The 15484-nt window shown below is 75.4% G+C and carries 11 protein-coding genes; 9 read left to right on the plus strand and 2 right to left on the minus strand.

The features are described 5' to 3' along the window. Positions 1-115: 115 nt before the first annotated feature. Positions 116-4705 (minus strand): ATP-dependent helicase, encoded by a 4590-nt coding sequence (locus ACFVGY_RS16215; RefSeq protein WP_385677039.1) that lies wholly within the window; start codon positions 4703-4705, stop codon positions 116-118. A gap of 122 nt (positions 4706-4827) precedes the next feature. Between ACFVGY_RS16215 and ACFVGY_RS16220 the strand changes: the two genes are divergently transcribed. The 5 genes from ACFVGY_RS16220 (at position 4828) to ACFVGY_RS16240 (ending at position 8462) form a co-directional block, all read left to right on the plus strand. Next, positions 4828-5664 carry an AraC family transcriptional regulator gene (locus ACFVGY_RS16220; RefSeq protein WP_385677042.1) on the plus strand — a complete coding sequence of 279 codons (837 nt, stop codon included), beginning with the start codon at positions 4828-4830 and terminating at the stop codon, positions 5662-5664. Between the two features lie 208 nt (positions 5665-5872). Then, the gene (locus tag ACFVGY_RS16225; protein ID WP_385677241.1) at positions 5873-6574 is read left to right on the plus strand and encodes an AzlC family ABC transporter permease; all 702 of its coding nucleotides are present in this window, start codon (positions 5873-5875) and stop codon (positions 6572-6574) included. After that, positions 6571-6879: an AzlD domain-containing protein gene (locus ACFVGY_RS16230; protein ID WP_385677045.1), complete on the plus strand. Its 309-nt coding sequence runs from the start codon at positions 6571-6573 to the stop codon at positions 6877-6879. Before ACFVGY_RS16225 ends, ACFVGY_RS16230 begins: the two co-directional genes overlap by 4 nt. Before the next feature lie 53 nt (positions 6880-6932). Next, positions 6933-7127: a DUF3046 domain-containing protein gene (locus ACFVGY_RS16235; protein ID WP_385677048.1), complete on the plus strand. Its 195-nt coding sequence runs from the start codon at positions 6933-6935 to the stop codon at positions 7125-7127. Positions 7128-7367: 240 nt separating this feature from the next. Beyond that, complete coding sequence (locus ACFVGY_RS16240; RefSeq protein WP_385677244.1) at positions 7368-8462, plus strand: AI-2E family transporter; 1095 nt, start codon at positions 7368-7370, stop codon at positions 8460-8462. Here ACFVGY_RS16240 and ACFVGY_RS16245 read toward each other — a convergent pair. Next, positions 8410-9177 carry a Clp protease N-terminal domain-containing protein gene (locus ACFVGY_RS16245; protein ID WP_385677051.1) on the minus strand — a complete coding sequence of 256 codons (768 nt, stop codon included), beginning with the start codon at positions 9175-9177 and terminating at the stop codon, positions 8410-8412. The genes ACFVGY_RS16240 and ACFVGY_RS16245 overlap by 53 nt on opposite strands. Positions 9178-9574: 397 nt before the next feature. Between ACFVGY_RS16245 and ACFVGY_RS16250 the strand changes: the two genes are divergently transcribed. The 4 genes from ACFVGY_RS16250 (at position 9575) to ACFVGY_RS16265 (ending at position 15177) form a co-directional block, all read left to right on the plus strand. Beyond that, positions 9575-10144 carry an HPP family protein gene (locus tag ACFVGY_RS16250; RefSeq protein WP_385677054.1) on the plus strand — a complete coding sequence of 190 codons (570 nt, stop codon included), beginning with the start codon at positions 9575-9577 and terminating at the stop codon, positions 10142-10144. Between the two features lie 574 nt (positions 10145-10718). Continuing rightward, a complete protein-coding gene (gene recA / locus ACFVGY_RS16255) occupies positions 10719-11840 on the plus strand; it encodes a recombinase RecA (RefSeq protein ID WP_385677057.1) in 1122 nt (373 codons plus the stop codon). Next, a complete protein-coding gene (recX, locus tag ACFVGY_RS16260) occupies positions 11797-12411 on the plus strand; it encodes a recombination regulator RecX (protein ID WP_385677247.1) in 615 nt (204 codons plus the stop codon). The genes recA and recX overlap by 44 nt, the downstream gene beginning before the upstream one ends. Before the next feature lie 162 nt (positions 12412-12573). After that, a complete protein-coding gene (locus ACFVGY_RS16265; protein WP_385677060.1) occupies positions 12574-15177 on the plus strand; it encodes an FtsX-like permease family protein in 2604 nt (867 codons plus the stop codon). Positions 15178-15484 lie beyond the last annotated feature (307 nt).

The following is a 15484-nucleotide window of genomic DNA, read 5'->3' on the forward strand; positions in this document are numbered from 1 at the left end:
GGCGCCCGGGGGGGGGGGGGCGGGGGCCGCCGGGCGGCCGGCCGGGCGCGGGGGGGCGGGGGGCCCCCCCCCCCCCCGGGGGGCCGGCCGCCCGCCCCCCCCCCCCCCCCACCGCTCAGTGCCGCAGCCGCAGCCCCCGCGGAGTGGCATGGAAGCCCGCCGCCTCCAGGACGCCGCCCAGTGCGGACGTCAGCGCCGGGGCCGCATTGATCCGCTCCACCGTCAGCGCCGGCAGCGCGCCCGCACGGGACGCCTCCGCCAGTACGGCCGTCGCCGCCGCCAGGCGCGGGTCCTCCGGCGCAGGCCAGGCCAGCAGGGTCTTGCCCCCGCGCTCCAGGTACAGCACCAGCTCGCCGTCGACCAGCACCACCAGGGAGCCCGCCTTCCGCCCCGGCTTGTGCCCGGCCCCCGCCGGCGGCTCCGGCCACGGCAGGGCCGCCCCGTACGCATTCGCCGGATCGGCGGCCGCCAGCACCACCGCCGCCAGCGGCGGCGGGTTCCGCTCGGCCGACCGCAGCCGGTCCACCGCACCGTCCATCGCGAACTGGGCCGCGCCCAGCCCCTCCACCACATAGCCGCGGCGGGCCTGGCCGCTGTCCTCGAACGCCGACAGCACCCGGTACACCGCGCTGAAACCGCCCTCCACGCCCTCGGCGGCCACCGCCCCCCGGGTGACCACCCCGTGCCGGTCCAGCAGGGTGCGGGCCAGCGCGTGCGCCCGGTGCGTGGGGTCGGCTGCCCGGATGGGCAGCAGCGACCAGCGCCCCGACACCGTCGGCGGCCCCGGCCGGGAGACCTGCGCGCCGAGCGTTCCGTACCGCCCGCGCGGAACCGTGCGCCGGGCCCGGTGCGCGGTGGCCCCCGCGGTGCGTCCCGAACCGAGCAGGGAGCGCAGCGGGGCCAGGGAGTCGTTCGTCAGCCGGCCCGACCAGGCCAGGTCCCAGACGGCCTCGGAGAGTTCGAGGTCCGTGGCCTCCGGGTGCGCCGCGCGGACCGACTGCGCCAACTGACGGAAGAACAGGCCGTACCCGCCCGACAGCGCGTCCAGGAGCGCCTGGTGCAGGGGCGTCAGCTCCAGCGGGTGCGGCTCGGGCAGCAACAGCGGTGCCGCGTCCGCCAGGTAGAGCGAAACCCAGCCGTCCTTGCCCGGCAGCGCACCGGCCCCCGCCCACACCACCTCCCCGGTCGTGGTCAGCTCGTCCAGCAGGGTCGGCGCATATCCCGCCACCCGCGACGGCAGGACCAGCCGCTCCAGCGCCGAGGCCGGCACCGGCGCGCCCTGCAACTGCTCGACCGCCCGGGCCAGGCCGTCGATGCCGCGCAGGCCCCCGCCCAGGTGTTGCCACTGCGGCAGGAACGTCGCGAGCGAGGCCGGCGGTACCGGCTCCAGCTCCTGGCGCAGTGCGGCCAGCGAACGCCGGCGGAGCCTGCGCAGGACGGCCGCGTCGCACCACTCCTGGCCGATGCCCGCCGGGTGGAACTCGCCCTGCACGACCCGGCCCGCTGCCGCGAGCCGCTGCAGCGCGCCCTCGGTGACCGCCGCGCCCAGCCCGAAGCGGGCCGCGGCCGCCGCCGTGGTGAACGGGCCGTGGGTGCGCGCGTACCGGGCCAGGAGATCGCCCAGCGGGTCCTTGACCGGCTCGGTGAACGCCTCCGGCACCCCGACCGGCAGCGCCGTGCCCAGCGCGTCCCGCAGCCGGCCCGCGTCCTCGACCGCCGCCCAGTGCTCCGTTCCGCCGATCCGCACCCGGATGGCCCGGCGGGCGTCCGCGAGCGCCTGCGGCCAGGCCGGGTCGGCGCCCCGCTCGGCCAGCTCGGCCGCCGTCAGCGGGCCCAGCAGGCGCAGCAGGTCGGCGACCGACTCCGCGTCCTTGGCCCGCCGGTCCTCGGTGCACCACTGCAGCTCCCGCTCCAGCTCCGCCAGCACCTCGGCGTCCAGCAGCTCGCGCAGCTCCGCCTGGCCGAGCAGCTCCGCCAGCAGCCGCGAGTCCAGGGACAGTGCGGCCGCCCTCCGCTCGGCGAGCGGCGAGTCCCCCTCGTACAGGAACTGGGCGACGTACCCGAACAGCAGCGACCGGGCGAACGGGGACGGCTCGGGCGTGGTCACCTCCACTAGGCGGACCCGGCGGGACTCGATGTCCGCCATCAGCTCCGTCAGGCCCGGCACGTCGAAGACGTCCTGCAGGCATTCCCGTACGGCCTCCAGCACGATCGGGAACGACCCGAACTCCGAGGCCACCTGGAGCAGCTGCGAGGCGCGCTGGCGCTGCTGCCACAACGGCGTGCGCCGGCCGGGGTTGCGGCGCGGCAGCAGCAGGGCGCGCGCCGCGCACTCCCGGAACCGGGAGGCGAACAGGGCGGAGCCGCCCACCTGGTCCGTGACGATCCCGCTGACCTCGCCGTGGTCGAAGACCACGTCCGCCGCGCCCAGCGGGGCCTGCCCCTCGTCGAACTCGAAGGACCGCACGGCGGCCGGATCGTGGTCCAGCAGGTCCATCGACAGCAGGTCCGCGTCCGGCAGCCGCAGCACGATGCCGTCGTCCGCATGCATGACCTGGGCGTCCATGCCGTACCGCTCGGCGAGCCGGGCGCCGAGGGCCAGCGCCCACGGGGCGTGCACCTGCGCCCCGAACGGGGAGTGCACCACGACCCGCCAGTCGCCCAGCTCGTCGCGGAACCGCTCGACCACGACCGTCCGGTCGTCCGGCACGTGCCCGCAGGCCTCCCGCTGCTCCGCCAGGTACGCCAGCACGTTCTCCGCGGCCCAGCCGTCCAGTCCGGCCGCCAGCAGCCGCAGCCGCGCGTCCTGCGCGGGCAGTGCGCCCAGCTCCCGAAGGAACGCGCCCACCGCACGGCCCAGTTCGAGGGGGCGGCCCAGCTGGTCGCCCTTCCAGAACGGCAGCCGGCCCGGAACCCCGGGCGCGGGGGAGACCAGCACCCGGTCGCGGGTGATGTCCTCGATCCGCCACGACGTGGTGCCCAGGGTGAACACGTCGCCCACCCGCGACTCGTACACCATCTCCTCGTCCAGCTCGCCCACCCGGCCGCCGCCCTTCTTCGGGTCGGCCCCGGCGAGGAAGACGCCGAACAGCCCGCGGTCGGGGATGGTGCCGCCCGAGGTGACCGCCAGGCGCTGCGCCCCCGGCCGCCCCGTGACCGTGCCCGCGACCCGGTCCCACACCACCCGTGGCCGGAGCTCGGCGAACGCGTCCGATGGGTAGCGGCCCGCCAGCATGTCCAGGACCCCGGTGAACGCCGACTCCGGCAGCGCCGCGAACGGCGCCGCCCGCCGCACCAGGGCGAGCAGCTCGTCCAGCTGCCAGGTGTCCATCGCGGTCATCGCCACCAGCTGCTGCGCGAGCACGTCCAGCGGGTTCGACGGGATGCGCAGCGACTCGATGCCCCCGCTGCGCATCCGCTCGGTGACCACCGCCGCCTGCACCAGGTCACCGCGGTACTTGGGGAAGACGACCCCCGTGGAGACCGCGCCCACCTGGTGCCCGGCCCGGCCCACCCGCTGCAGCCCGGAGGCCACCGACGGCGGGGACTCCACCTGCACCACGAGGTCCACGGCGCCCATGTCGATGCCCAGCTCCAGACTGGACGTGGCGACCACGGCGGGCAGCCGGCCCGCCTTCAGGTCCTCCTCCACCAGCGCCCGCTGCTCCTTGGACACCGAGCCGTGGTGCGCGCGGGCCAGCAGCGGCGGGGCCCCCTGCGCGGCACCCGACTGGGCCATGATCTCGGCCGGCGGCGGCCGCTCGGGCAGCTGCTCGCCCGTGGCACGCTCGTACGCGATCTCGTTGAGCCGGTTGCACAGCCGCTCCGCGAGGCGCCGGGAGTTGGCGAACACGATCGTGGAGCGGTGCGCCTGGACCAGGTCGGCGATCCGCTCCTCCACGTGCGGCCAGATCGACGGCTTGTCGCCGCCCTCCCGGTCCTCCGTGGCGGGGGAGCCGCCCAACTCGCCCAGGTCCTCGACCGGGACGACCACCGACAGGTCGAACTCCTTGGCCGAGGGCGGCTGCACGACCTCCACCCGGCCGCGCGGCGCCAGGTAGCGGGCCACCTCCTCCACCGGCCGGACCGTCGCCGACAGCCCGATCCGGCGCGCCGGGCGCGGCAGCAGTTCGTCCAACCGCTCCAGCGACAGTGCCAGGTGCGCCCCGCGCTTGGTCCCCGCCACCGCGTGCACCTCGTCGAGGATGACCGTCTCGACGCCGGAGAGCGCCTCGCGCGTCGCCGAGGTCAGCATCAGGAACAGCGACTCGGGCGTGGTGATCAGGATGTCCGGCGGCCGGTTCGCCAGCCCCCGCCGCTCGGCGGCCGGGGTGTCGCCCGAGCGGATCCCGACCCGGATGTCCGGCTCCGGCAGGCCCAGGCGGACCGACTCCTGCCGGATCCCGGTCAGCGGGCTGCGCAGGTTCCGCTCCACGTCGACCGCGAGGGCCTTCAGCGGGGACACGTACAGCACCCGGCAGCGCTTCTTCGTCTCGGCAGGCGGTGGCTCGGCCGCCAGCCGGTCCAGGGCGGCGAGGAAGGCGGCCAGCGTCTTGCCCGAGCCGGTGGGCGCGACGACCAGCACGTCCGAACCCTCCCGGATGGCCCGCCAGGCTCCCTCCTGCGCGGCGGTGGGCGTACGGAAGGCCCCCGAGAACCAGGATCGGGTCGCGGGGGAGAACGAGTCGAGCGCAGCGCCGGCCATGCCCCCATCCTGCACCCCGGCACTGACAAGGGGCCCGGACCAGGGCGGACGCCCCCGGGAGGCGCAGGGAGCCGCGGGCCGGCGGTGCGCGGGCCCGGCCCGGCGGGGCGCAGAATGGGGGAATGGCGGACGGCGGCGGGGACCGGGAGTGGGCGCGGCACTGGCAGTACGCCGAACTGCCCGGCCTGGACCTGCTGCGCGCCCACTACATCCGTCACGCCTTCCCCCGCCACGCGCACGACGGGTACGTGATCGCCGCCGTCACCGGCGGCATCGAGGAGGTCGGCCTGCCCGGCGGCACCGTCCACGCCGGACCCGGCAGCGTCGTCCTGATCAACCCCGAGGTGCCGCACACCGCCCGCGCCGGAGTCCCCGAGGGCTGGGCCTACGCCACGCTCTACCCCTCGCGGGAGCTGATCGCCGACGTGGCCGCCGAGATCGCCGGGCTGCGCGGCACCCCCGGCTTCACCGTCGACGCGGTCACCGACCCGCGGACCTCGCACGCCATCACCGAGATCCACCGGGCCGCCGAGGAGGGCAACGCACTCGCCGCCGACACCCTGCTGCGCACGACCGTGGCGCGGATCCTGGCCCGGCACGCCGGGCCGCTGCCCGCCCGTACGGCGAAGAGCGCCGGCGCCTCGGGCGCGGCACGGGCCCGCGCGGTGCTCCAGGAGCGCATGGCGGACCCGCCGTCGCTGGAGCAGCTCGCCGCGGAGCTCGGGACCAGCCCGTTCGCCCTGCTGCGGGCCTTCCGGGAGCGGTACGGGATGCCGCCGCACACCTGGCTGACCGACGCCCGGGTCAGGCGGGCGCGCCGGATGCTGGACGCGGGCACCGCCCCGGCCGAGGCGGCGGCCGCCGTCGGCTTCACGGACCAGCCGCACCTCAACCGGCACTTCACCCGCATCGTGGGCGTGACGCCGGGGGCCTACCGGCGGGAACGGCGGGCCGGGTAGCGCGCGGGGTCGCCGCCTGCGTCCGGCGGCCGCCGGGTGCGTCCGGTGGCCACCGGGTGCGTCCGGTAGCCGCCGAGTGCGTCTGACGCGGCCGCCGGGTGCGTCTGGCGAGGCCTCCGCGTGCGGATGGCGGGGCCGTGCAAGAACGTACAAGACCGGGCCGGGCCGGCCTGCGTACGGTCGCGGCGTGGGAGAACGTCAGACAGTCATACGAGAGACGCGGGAAGCCCCCGAGGAGGTCACCGGTCGGCCGCGCGCCGCCGTCGTGCGGGACGCACTCGGGGTCGGGGTGGCCGTCGGGCTGTCCGGCTTCGCGTTCGGCGTGACCGCCGCGGGGTCCGGGCTCAGCGCCCTGCAGGCGGGCGCCCTGAGCCTGCTGGTGTTCACCGGCGCCTCGCAGTTCGCGCTGGTCGGGGCGCTGGCCGCGGGCGGCAACCCGTTCACGGCGGCCGCCGGGGCCTTCTTCCTCGGCACCCGGAACGCCTTCTACGGGCTGCGGCTGTCGCAGCTGCTCGCACTGCCGCGGGCCGTCAAGCCCTTCGCCGCCCACTGGGTGATCGACGAGACCACCGCCGTGTCCCTGGCCCAGCCGGACCGCAGGTCGGCGCGGCTCGGCTTCACCGTTACCGGGCTGGCCCTCTTCGTGCTGTGGAACCTCACCACCGTGCTGGGCGCGCTCGGCGCCGAGGCCATCGGGGACACCGCGGCCTGGGGGCTGGACGCCGCCGGGCCCGCCGTCTTCCTGGCGCTGCTCGCACCAATGTTGAAGAGCACCACCGAGCGGGCCGTCGCCGCGCTCGCGCTCGTCCTCGGACTGGGCCTGCTGCCCTGCCTGCCCCCCGGACTGCCCGTGCTCGTCGCCGCGCTCGCCGCTCCCGCGGTCCTCTGGCTGAAGGGACGACGTCCGTGAATGTGTGGATCGCCATCGCGCTGACCGCCCTCGGCTGCTACGCCGTCAAACTGGCCGGGCTCCTGGTGCCCGCCGGAGCGTTGGAGCGGCCGCTCGTGCGCCGGCTCGCCGAGCTGCTGCCGGTCGCCCTGCTGGCCGCGCTCACCGCCCAGCAGACCTTCGCCACCGGGCAGGAGCTCGTGGTCGACGCACGGGCCGCCGGACTCGTCGCCGCGGGGCTGGCCCTGGTCCTGCGGGCGCCCTTCCTCGTGGTGGTCGGGGCCGCCGTCGCGGTCACCGCGGCCGTGCGGGCCCTGGGCGGGTAGCGCCGTACGGGACGGCGGCCCCGGCCTGCGGGAGCGGGCGGGATACTGGGGGCATGCGGTTGACGATTTTCTGGGAGCGGATGGCCGAGCACTTCGGTGCGGGCTACGCGGACTCCTTCGCACGGGACCACGTCATGTCGGAGCTCGGCGGACGCACCGTCCACCAGGCGCTGGAGGCCGGCTGGGAGACCAAGGACGTGTGGCGCGCCGTGTGCACGGCCATGGACGTCCCGGCCTCGCTGCGCTGAGCGAGGGCGCACCCGTTTCCCCGTACGCCTGCCGGGTGGGACAGACTGGGCGGCGTGGCAGCCACCGATGAGACGACCGAGAACACCGAGCCGGCCGACCGCGCCGCGGAGGTCGAACGGGCCGCGACGCCCGATGCGGCCGGACCCGCCGACCGGGCGGGGCGCGCTGCCGACCGGGCCGGTTCCGTAGGCGGTCGGGCCGGTTCCGCAGGCGACCGGGCCGGTTCCGCAGGCGACCGCATGCCGCGGTGGCTGCCCCGTGCCGTCCTCCTCGTCCTTGCGCTGGTCGCCTGCTACCAGCTCGGCAGCTGGGCCTTCCACCAGCTGATCGGGCTGCTGGTCAACATCCTGATCGCGTTCTTCCTGGCCCTCGCGATCGAACCGGCCGTGTCGGGGATGGCGGCCCGCGGCATGCGCCGCGGGCTCGCCACCTTCCTGGTGTTCCTCGGGGTGTTCGTCGCGTCCGTCGGCTTCGTCGTCCTGCTCGGCTCGATGCTCGCCGGGCAGATCGTCGACATGGTGGAGGACTTCCCCCGCTATCTCGACTCCGTGATCAACACGATCAACGCGACCTTCCACACCGAGCTGTCCCGGCTGGAGATCCAGGACAGCCTGCTGCGCTCGGACTGGCTGCAGAAGTACGCACAGGACAGCGCGAGCGGCGTGCTCGACGTGTCCGCCACCCTGCTCGGCGGACTCTTCCGGCTGCTGACCGTCGGCCTGTTCTCGTTCTACTTCGCCGCGGACGGTCCGCGACTGCGGCGCGCGCTGTGCTCCGTGCTGCCTCCGGCGAAGCAGTCGGAGGTGCTGCGCGCCTGGGAGATCGCCGTGGCCAAGACGGGCGGCTACCTCTACTCGCGCGGGCTGATGGCCCTGGCCTCCGGGGTCGCGCACTACGTGCTCTTCGCGGTGCTGGGCGTGCCGTACGCGCCGGCGCTCGCCGTGTGGGTGGGGCTCGTCTCCCAGTTCATCCCCACCATCGGCACCTACCTGGCGGGCGCGCTGCCCACGCTGATCGCCTTCACCGTCAATCCCTGGTACGCGCTGTACGTCCTCGGGTTCGTCGTGGTCTACCAGCAGTTCGAGAACTACGTGCTGCAGCCCAAGCTGACCTCGCGGAGCGTGGACATCCACCCCGCCGTGGCCTTCGGGTCGGTCATTGCGGGGACCGCCCTGCTCGGCGCGGTCGGGGCGCTCGTCGCCATCCCGGCCGTCGCCACCCTGCAGGCCTTCCTCGGCGCGTACGTCAAGCGGTACGAGCTGACGGAGGCCGCGGACTCCGCTACGCCTGCTTCCCGGAGGCCGGGCCGAGTACGGCTGCCAGGGCTTCGCTGACCGTCGCCTCCACGGCGGTCTTCTCCAGGCCGAGGCCGCTGAGCACGCCCTCGCCGTGCTCCAGTTCGAGGAGCGCGAGCAGGATGTGCTCGGTCCCGACGTAGTCGTGGCCCAGTCGCAGGGCCTCGCGGAAGGTCAGCTCCAGGGCCTTCTTGGCGGAGGCGTCGAAGGGGACCAGGTCCGGGACGGCGCCCCCGGCCGCGGCGGGCAGGGCGGCGGTGGCCGCGGCGCGCACGGCGTCCGGGGCGACGCCCTGGGAGCGCAGGGCGAGGACCGCGAGGCCCTGCTCGTCGGCGATCAGTCCGAGGACGAGGTGCTCGGTGCTGATCTCGGTGTTGCCCGCGGCGCGGGCCTCCTCCTGCGCGGACACCACGACGTTGCGGGCGCGGGGGGTGAAGCGGGCGAAGCCCTGGGCGGACTGCACGTCGCTGCCCTCGCCCTCCTTGTCGGCCTTGGGCACGAAGCGCTTCTGGGCGGCCTGGCGGGTGACGCCCATGCTGCGGCCGATGTCGGTCCAGGAGGCGCCGGAGCGGCGGGCCTGGTCGACGAAGTGGCCGATGAGGTGGTCGGCCACGTCGCCGAGGTGCTCGGCGGCGACGACGGCACCGCTGAGCTGCTCGAGGGCGTCGTCGTGGGACTTCTTGATGGCCTCGATGAGGTCGTCGAGGCGTACCGGGATGGTCATGCGCACGGGTTCCTCTGAAGGGTTCGTCATGAATGCAACCCTAGGTTGACAGTCGAGGGGTGTCAACCGCTGGTTGTCACTCGGGGTGGGTTTCGGGTTCCCCTCGTGGCCGATATAGAGGTGCGATGCGGCCGGTTCGTACACCTGTTGTCCATGAGCGTCGACGTGACCCGGGCGAGTGCGGACGGACCCGCCGCCGAACCGGCAGGACGGGGCCGGGGGGGGGCGGGGGGGGGGGCGGGCACCGGGGGGGGCGGCCCGCCGGGCGGGGGGGGCGGTGGGGCCGCCCCTCGCGCGGCGGGCCGCACGGCGGCCGGCTGATCGGCGGCCCGCTGAACCGCGGCCCGCTGAACCGCGGCCCGCCGAAGCGCGGACGGCCGGGAGCGCGGTCGAGCTGCCGGGCGCGGGACCCGGGGCGTCGCGGTCGGTGGCGGCGCTGCACAGCGGCGGTGCCGCCGCCGGCGCCCTGCTGCTCCTCGTCGGGATCGGGGCCCTGCTCCACGAGCCGGTGCTGATCCCGCCGATCGCGGCGAGCGCTGCCATCGTCTACGGGGTCCCGGCCCTGCCGCTCGCCCAGCCGCGCAGCGTCGTCGGCGGGCACCTGCTGTGCGCCGGGGTCGGGTACGCGGCGCTGGCGGGGCTCGGCGGGGCGCCGTGGGTGGCCGCGCTCGGGGCCGGGGTGGCCGTGGGGCTCATGACCCTGGCCCGGACCCCGCATTCGCCGGCCGCCGCCACCACCGTCGTGGTGGTGATGCAGGCCCCGGACCCGGAGGCCTTCGTGCCGCTGCTGGCGGGCGCGGCCCTGCTGCTGGTCCTGGCCGGAACGGCTGCCTCCCGCGCCCGGCCCGGCGCGGTGCGCTATCCCGTGTACTGGTGGCGCGATCCGGCCCGGCCGGCCGGTCACCCGGACGCCGGCCGTCCGTGCGCCGGTGGGCGGCGGGTCCGATGGCGGCTGCCGGGACGCGGCCCGGGCCGCCGGGTCCGGGCCGGTGGCTGATCGCAGCATGCCCATCCGCGCCGAGTTGCCGACGCGGACGGTGACGCGGGCCCGCGTCGGGCGCTCCGGTCGGGCGGGAATCCCCCCGTGGGCGTTCCGCGGGCCTGCATCACACCTCCGCCCCCACGGCGCCCGCCGTCCCGGGTGCTGCCCCGAGAGCGGATCCGTTCGCGCGAAGGGGGCGGGGCGCGAGTGGCGTCCCGCCCCGGTGGACGGACCGGGACCGGCGGCTCCAGCGCATCTGGCGGACCGCCCTCCACCACCGCGACGCGGGCGCCGCGTCGGCCTGCCGCTGAGGTCTGGCTCCTCCTGCCGGATGTGGGACCGGGCACAGTGCCCGGCCCCTCGCGGGCGATCACGGTGCTTCCGCGGGCGGCCGGCGCGCTCGTCGGGCGGCCGAAACGGCCGGTCACGACGGGGTTCGCCCGGGCTGGAGGGGCCGGCTTGACAGGAAAATCGAACATCCATTCTGATGGGTTATCCACAGCCGAACCGGCGTGGCAGCGCATTGTCAGTGGCAGGCGTTAGCGTCAATGGCGTGAAGCGATCGACTCAAGCAAACCGGGTGGAACCCATGGCAGGCACCGACCGCGAGAAGGCTCTCGACGCCGCTCTCGCACAGATTGAACGGCAATTCGGCAAGGGTGCGGTCATGCGCCTCGGCGACCGGCCGAACGAGCCCATCGAGGTCATCCCCACCGGGTCGACCGCACTGGACATCGCCCTCGGTGTCGGCGGCCTGCCGCGCGGCCGCGTCGTCGAGATCTACGGTCCGGAGTCCTCCGGTAAGACGACCCTGACCCTGCACGCCGTGGCCAACGCACAGAAGGCCGGCGGCACCGTCGCCTTCGTGGACGCCGAGCACGCGCTCGACCCGGAGTACGCGCGGGCCCTCGGCGTCGACACCGACAACCTGATCCTGTCCCAGCCGGACACCGGTGAGCAGGCCCTGGAGATCGTGGACATGCTGGTCCGCTCCGGCGCCCTCGACCTCATCGTCATCGACTCCGTCGCCGCCCTCGTGCCGCGCGCGGAGATCGAGGGCGAGATGGGCGACTCGCACGTCGGCCTCCAGGCCCGTCTGATGAGCCAGGCCCTCCGCAAGATCACCAGCGCGCTCAACCAGTCCAAGACCACCGCGATCTTCATCAACCAGCTCCGCGAGAAGATCGGCGTCATGTTCGGCTCCCCGGAGACCACCACCGGTGGCCGGGCGCTGAAGTTCTACGCCTCGGTGCGTATCGACATCCGCCGCATCGAGACCCTGAAGGACGGCACGGAAGCGGTCGGCAACCGCACCCGCTGCAAGGTCGTCAAGAACAAGGTCGCGCCGCCCTTCAAGCAGGCGGAGTTCGACATCCTCTACGGCCAGGGCATCAGCCGCGAGGGCGGCCTGATCGACATGGGCGTGGAGCACGGCTTCATCCGCAAGGCCGGCGCCTGGTACACGTACGAGGGCGACCAGCTCGGCCAGGGCAAGGAGAACGCCCGCAACTTCCTGAAGGACAACCCGGACCTCGCGAACGAGATCGAGCGGAAGATCAAGGAGAAGCTCGGCGTCGGTGTCCGCAAGGGCGCCCAGCCCGCGGGCGAGACCCCCGCGGAGGAGACGGCCGCCGGCGACGGCGAGGCCAAGAGCGTTCCCGCCCCGGCTGCGAAGGCGAAGGCGACCAAGACCGCCGCCGCCAAGAGCTGACCCGATGCGGGAACACGAACGGGACGGCGGCTCCGGCACGACGAGGGCCGAGCCGGAGCTGCCGCCCCAGAGTCCCGAGGAACAGGCGCGGGCGATCTGCCTGCGCCTGCTCACCGGGATGCCGCGCACCCGGCGCCAGCTCGCGGACGCCCTGGCCAAACGGGGCATCCCCGAGGAGGTGGCGCAGGAGGTCCTTTCCCGGTTCGAGGAGGTGGGCCTGATCGACGACGCCGCCTTCGCCGGCGCCTGGGTCGAGTCCCGCCACCGTGGCCGGGGCCTCGCCCGCCGGGCCCTCGCGCAGGAGCTGCGGACCAAGGGGGTGCAGGCCGCCCTCGTCCAAGAAGCCCTGGAGCAACTGGACTCCGAGCAGGAGGAGCAGACCGCCCGGGAACTCGTCGATCGGAAGCTCCGTGCCACCCGGGGCCTGGACCGGGACAAGCGGATCCGCCGGCTCGCCGGGATGCTCGCCCGCAAGGGATACCCGGAGGGCATGGCCCTGCGCGTGGTGCGGCGCGCCCTGGAGGCCGAGGGCGAGGACACCGACGACGGGCTGGAGTACCCGGGAGTCTGACCACGCCCGCTCGACCGTCTGCCCGTCTGCCCGTCTGCCCGTCTGCCCGTCTGCCCGTCCGTCCGTCGGGCGGTTTGCGCGGGCGGGGTAGGGATAGCCCCCGGGGCAGGACGCCGGGGCGCTCCACTGCCAACGCCCCGCTGCGGCGGCAGGGTTGAGCGCATGATGCTGCGTTACGCCCTCCAGACCGTCAGGGACCGCAAAGCCGGCTTCCTCGGCGCGTTCACCGCACTGCTGTGTGCGGCGGCCCTCATCACCGCCTGCGGCACGCTCCTGGAAACCGGACTCCGCGGCAGGATCGCCACCGAGCGCTACGCGGCCACCCCGGTCCTCGTCTCCGCCGACCAGAACGTGCACCAGACCACGGTCAAGGAGAAGAAGGGCAAGACCAAGACGAAGCACAAGGCCAAGCCCGTGGCCGAACGGGCCTGGCTCCCCGCCGGCACCGTCGAGACGGTGCGCGCCGTTCCCGGCGTCGAGCGGGCCGTACCCGAGCTCACCTTCCAGGCCGTCCCGCTGGTACGGCCGGCCGCAGGTGGCGGCGCCGAGCGGCCGCCCGCCCCGTACGGGCACGCCTGGAGCTCCGCAGCGCTCACCCCCTTCACGCTCGCCGAGGGCCGCGCCCCCCAGAGCGGCAGCGAGGTCGTCGTCGACCGTGAACTGGCCGCCCGCGCCGGACTGGAGCCCGGCAGCCGGCTCACGGTCCAGGCGACCGGCGTACCCACGGAGTACACGGTCAGCGGTGTCGCCCGGCCGGGCGGCGGCCGGATCATCCGGCAGAGCGCCCTCTTCTTCACCGACGCCGAGGCCCAGCGGCTCGCAGCCCGCGAGGGGCAGGTCACCGCCATCGGCGTCCTGCCCGCACCCGGGGTCGACCCCGGGGACCTGGCCCGCCGGATCCGCCAGGCCCTGGACGGTACCGGTGTCGGTACCGGTGTCGGTACCGGTGTCGGTACGGGCGCCGCCGCCGGCGCCCAGGTCAGCCTGGGTGAAGCACGCGGAGCCGTCGAGTTCCTCGACGCCGCCGGCGCCCGGATCAAACTGGTCTCCATGGGCGGCGCCATGGGCGGCACCGCCCTGCTCGTCGCCGTCCTCGTCGTCGTCGGCACCTTCGCCCTGTCCGTCCAGCAACGCCACCGCGAACTCGCCCTGCTCCGCGCCATCGCCGCCACCCCCGGCCAGCTGCGTCGCATGATCGGCCGGGAAGCGCTGCTCGTCGGACTGGCCGCCGGGGTCGCCGGCGCGTTCGCCGGGCTACCGCTCGCCGCCTGGCTGCACGGCCGGTTCGTCGACGGCGGGATCGTCCCCGCCACCCTGGAGCGCACCGCCGGGATCTTCCCGATGTTCGCCGCCGTCGGCGCGAGCCTGCTCGGCGCGTGGGCCGCCGCCCGGATCACCGCCCGGCGTATCGCCCGTATCCGCCCCGCCGAGGCGCTCGCCGAAGCGGCCGTGGAGCGGGCCCGGCCCGCCTGGATGCGGATCGCCACCGGGCTGCTGGTGCTGGCCGGCGGGATCGTGCTGGTCGCCGTGCTGGGCTCGCTGCGCACCGAACCGGCGTCCACCCCGGTGACCTTCCTCGCCGTGATCGTCCTCGCCACGGCCGTCGCGCTGCTCGGCCCGCTGCTCGTACGGGCTGCGGCCGCGCTGCTCGCGGGCCCGCTGCGGCTGGCCGGCGCCGGCGGCCACCTCGCCACCGCCAACCTGCGGAGCAACGCGACCCGGATGGCCTCCGCCGTCACCCCGCTCACCCTGCTGATCGGCATGACCTGCACCGTCCTGTTCATCGCGCCGACGCTGGGCCACGCCGTGCGGGAGCAGGCCCGCGACGGGGTCCGAGCCGCGTGGGTGCTGGCCGGCCAGGGCCCCGGCGTCCCGGCCGAGGCCGCCGACGCGGTCCGCCGGACCCCCGGGGTCACCGCCGCCACCGAGATCGTCCGCACGTCGGTGCGGGTCGGGCTGACCAAGTACAGCGCGCAGGGCGTCACGCCCGACGGGCTGACCCGGACCTGGGACCCCGCGGTGACCGCCGGCAGCATCGACGGATTCGGCGAACGCAGCGCCGCCGTCAGTGAACTCGCCGCCGAGCAGCTCGGGCTGAAGCCGGGCAGCGAGCTGGAAGTGGCCCTGGGCGACGGCACGCCGGCACGGTTGACCGTGACGGCCGTGTACGCGCGGGGCCTGGGCTTCGGAGACCTGACCCTGCCGCACGGGCTGGTCGCGGCGCACGTCGACAACCCGCTGGCGAGCGGCGTGCTGGTGGCCGCCGAGCCGGGGACCGGGCGGGAACGGATCGCCGCGGCAGTGGCCCGGTTCCCCGGGGTGGGAGTGCTGTCGGCGCGTGACGCCGACCAGGCGCGCGCCGAGCTGCAGCAGGACGGGGCCGAGCTCAATCTGCTGGCGATGGGGCTGGTGCTCGCCTTCACGGCGATCGCCGTCGTCAACACGCTCGCCATGTCCACGGCGGAGCGGTTCCGGGAGTTCGCGATGCTGCGGCTGGCCGGGGCGAAGCGGAGGCAGGTGCTGCGGATGCTGCGGGTGGAGGCGCTGGCCGTGCTGCTGATGGGGGCGGTGCTGGGGTCGGGGATCTCGCTGGCCGTGCTGACCGCCTTCAGCGTGGGAATGACGGGGGTGGCCGCGCCGGTGGTGCTGCCGGTGGTGTACGTGGGGGTGGTGGGGGCTGCGGGGCTGCTGGCGGTGGCCGCTACCGCCGTTCCGGGGCGGGGGGTGCTCCGCATCCGCCCGGTCGACGTGGCCACGTCGAGGTGACCGCTGCCGGGCCACACTCCGCCCAGCGGCCGGACCCCGCTCCCGGCCGCCCGGATGCCGCGGCCCGGCCGCCCCGGTGGCCCCGGTGGCCGCGGCCGGGACATGCGGGGGTCCGGCCCCGATCAGGGCCCGGGCCCGCAGTCCCCGGGCCTCCTCGCAGCCGGACGCCGGCGGGGGAGCGCTGGGCGGAGCCTGCCCCGCCCCACCCTTCCACCGTTCCCCGGGGGGCCGCCCCCGCCCCCCCGCCCCCAACCCCCGCGGGGGCGGGGGGTGGGGGCGCCGGGGAGCCGGGGGCTTATTAACAACA

The sequence above is a fragment of the Streptomyces sp. NPDC127106 genome (assembly GCF_042677605.1).
Taxonomy (GTDB): domain Bacteria; phylum Actinomycetota; class Actinomycetes; order Streptomycetales; family Streptomycetaceae; genus Streptomyces.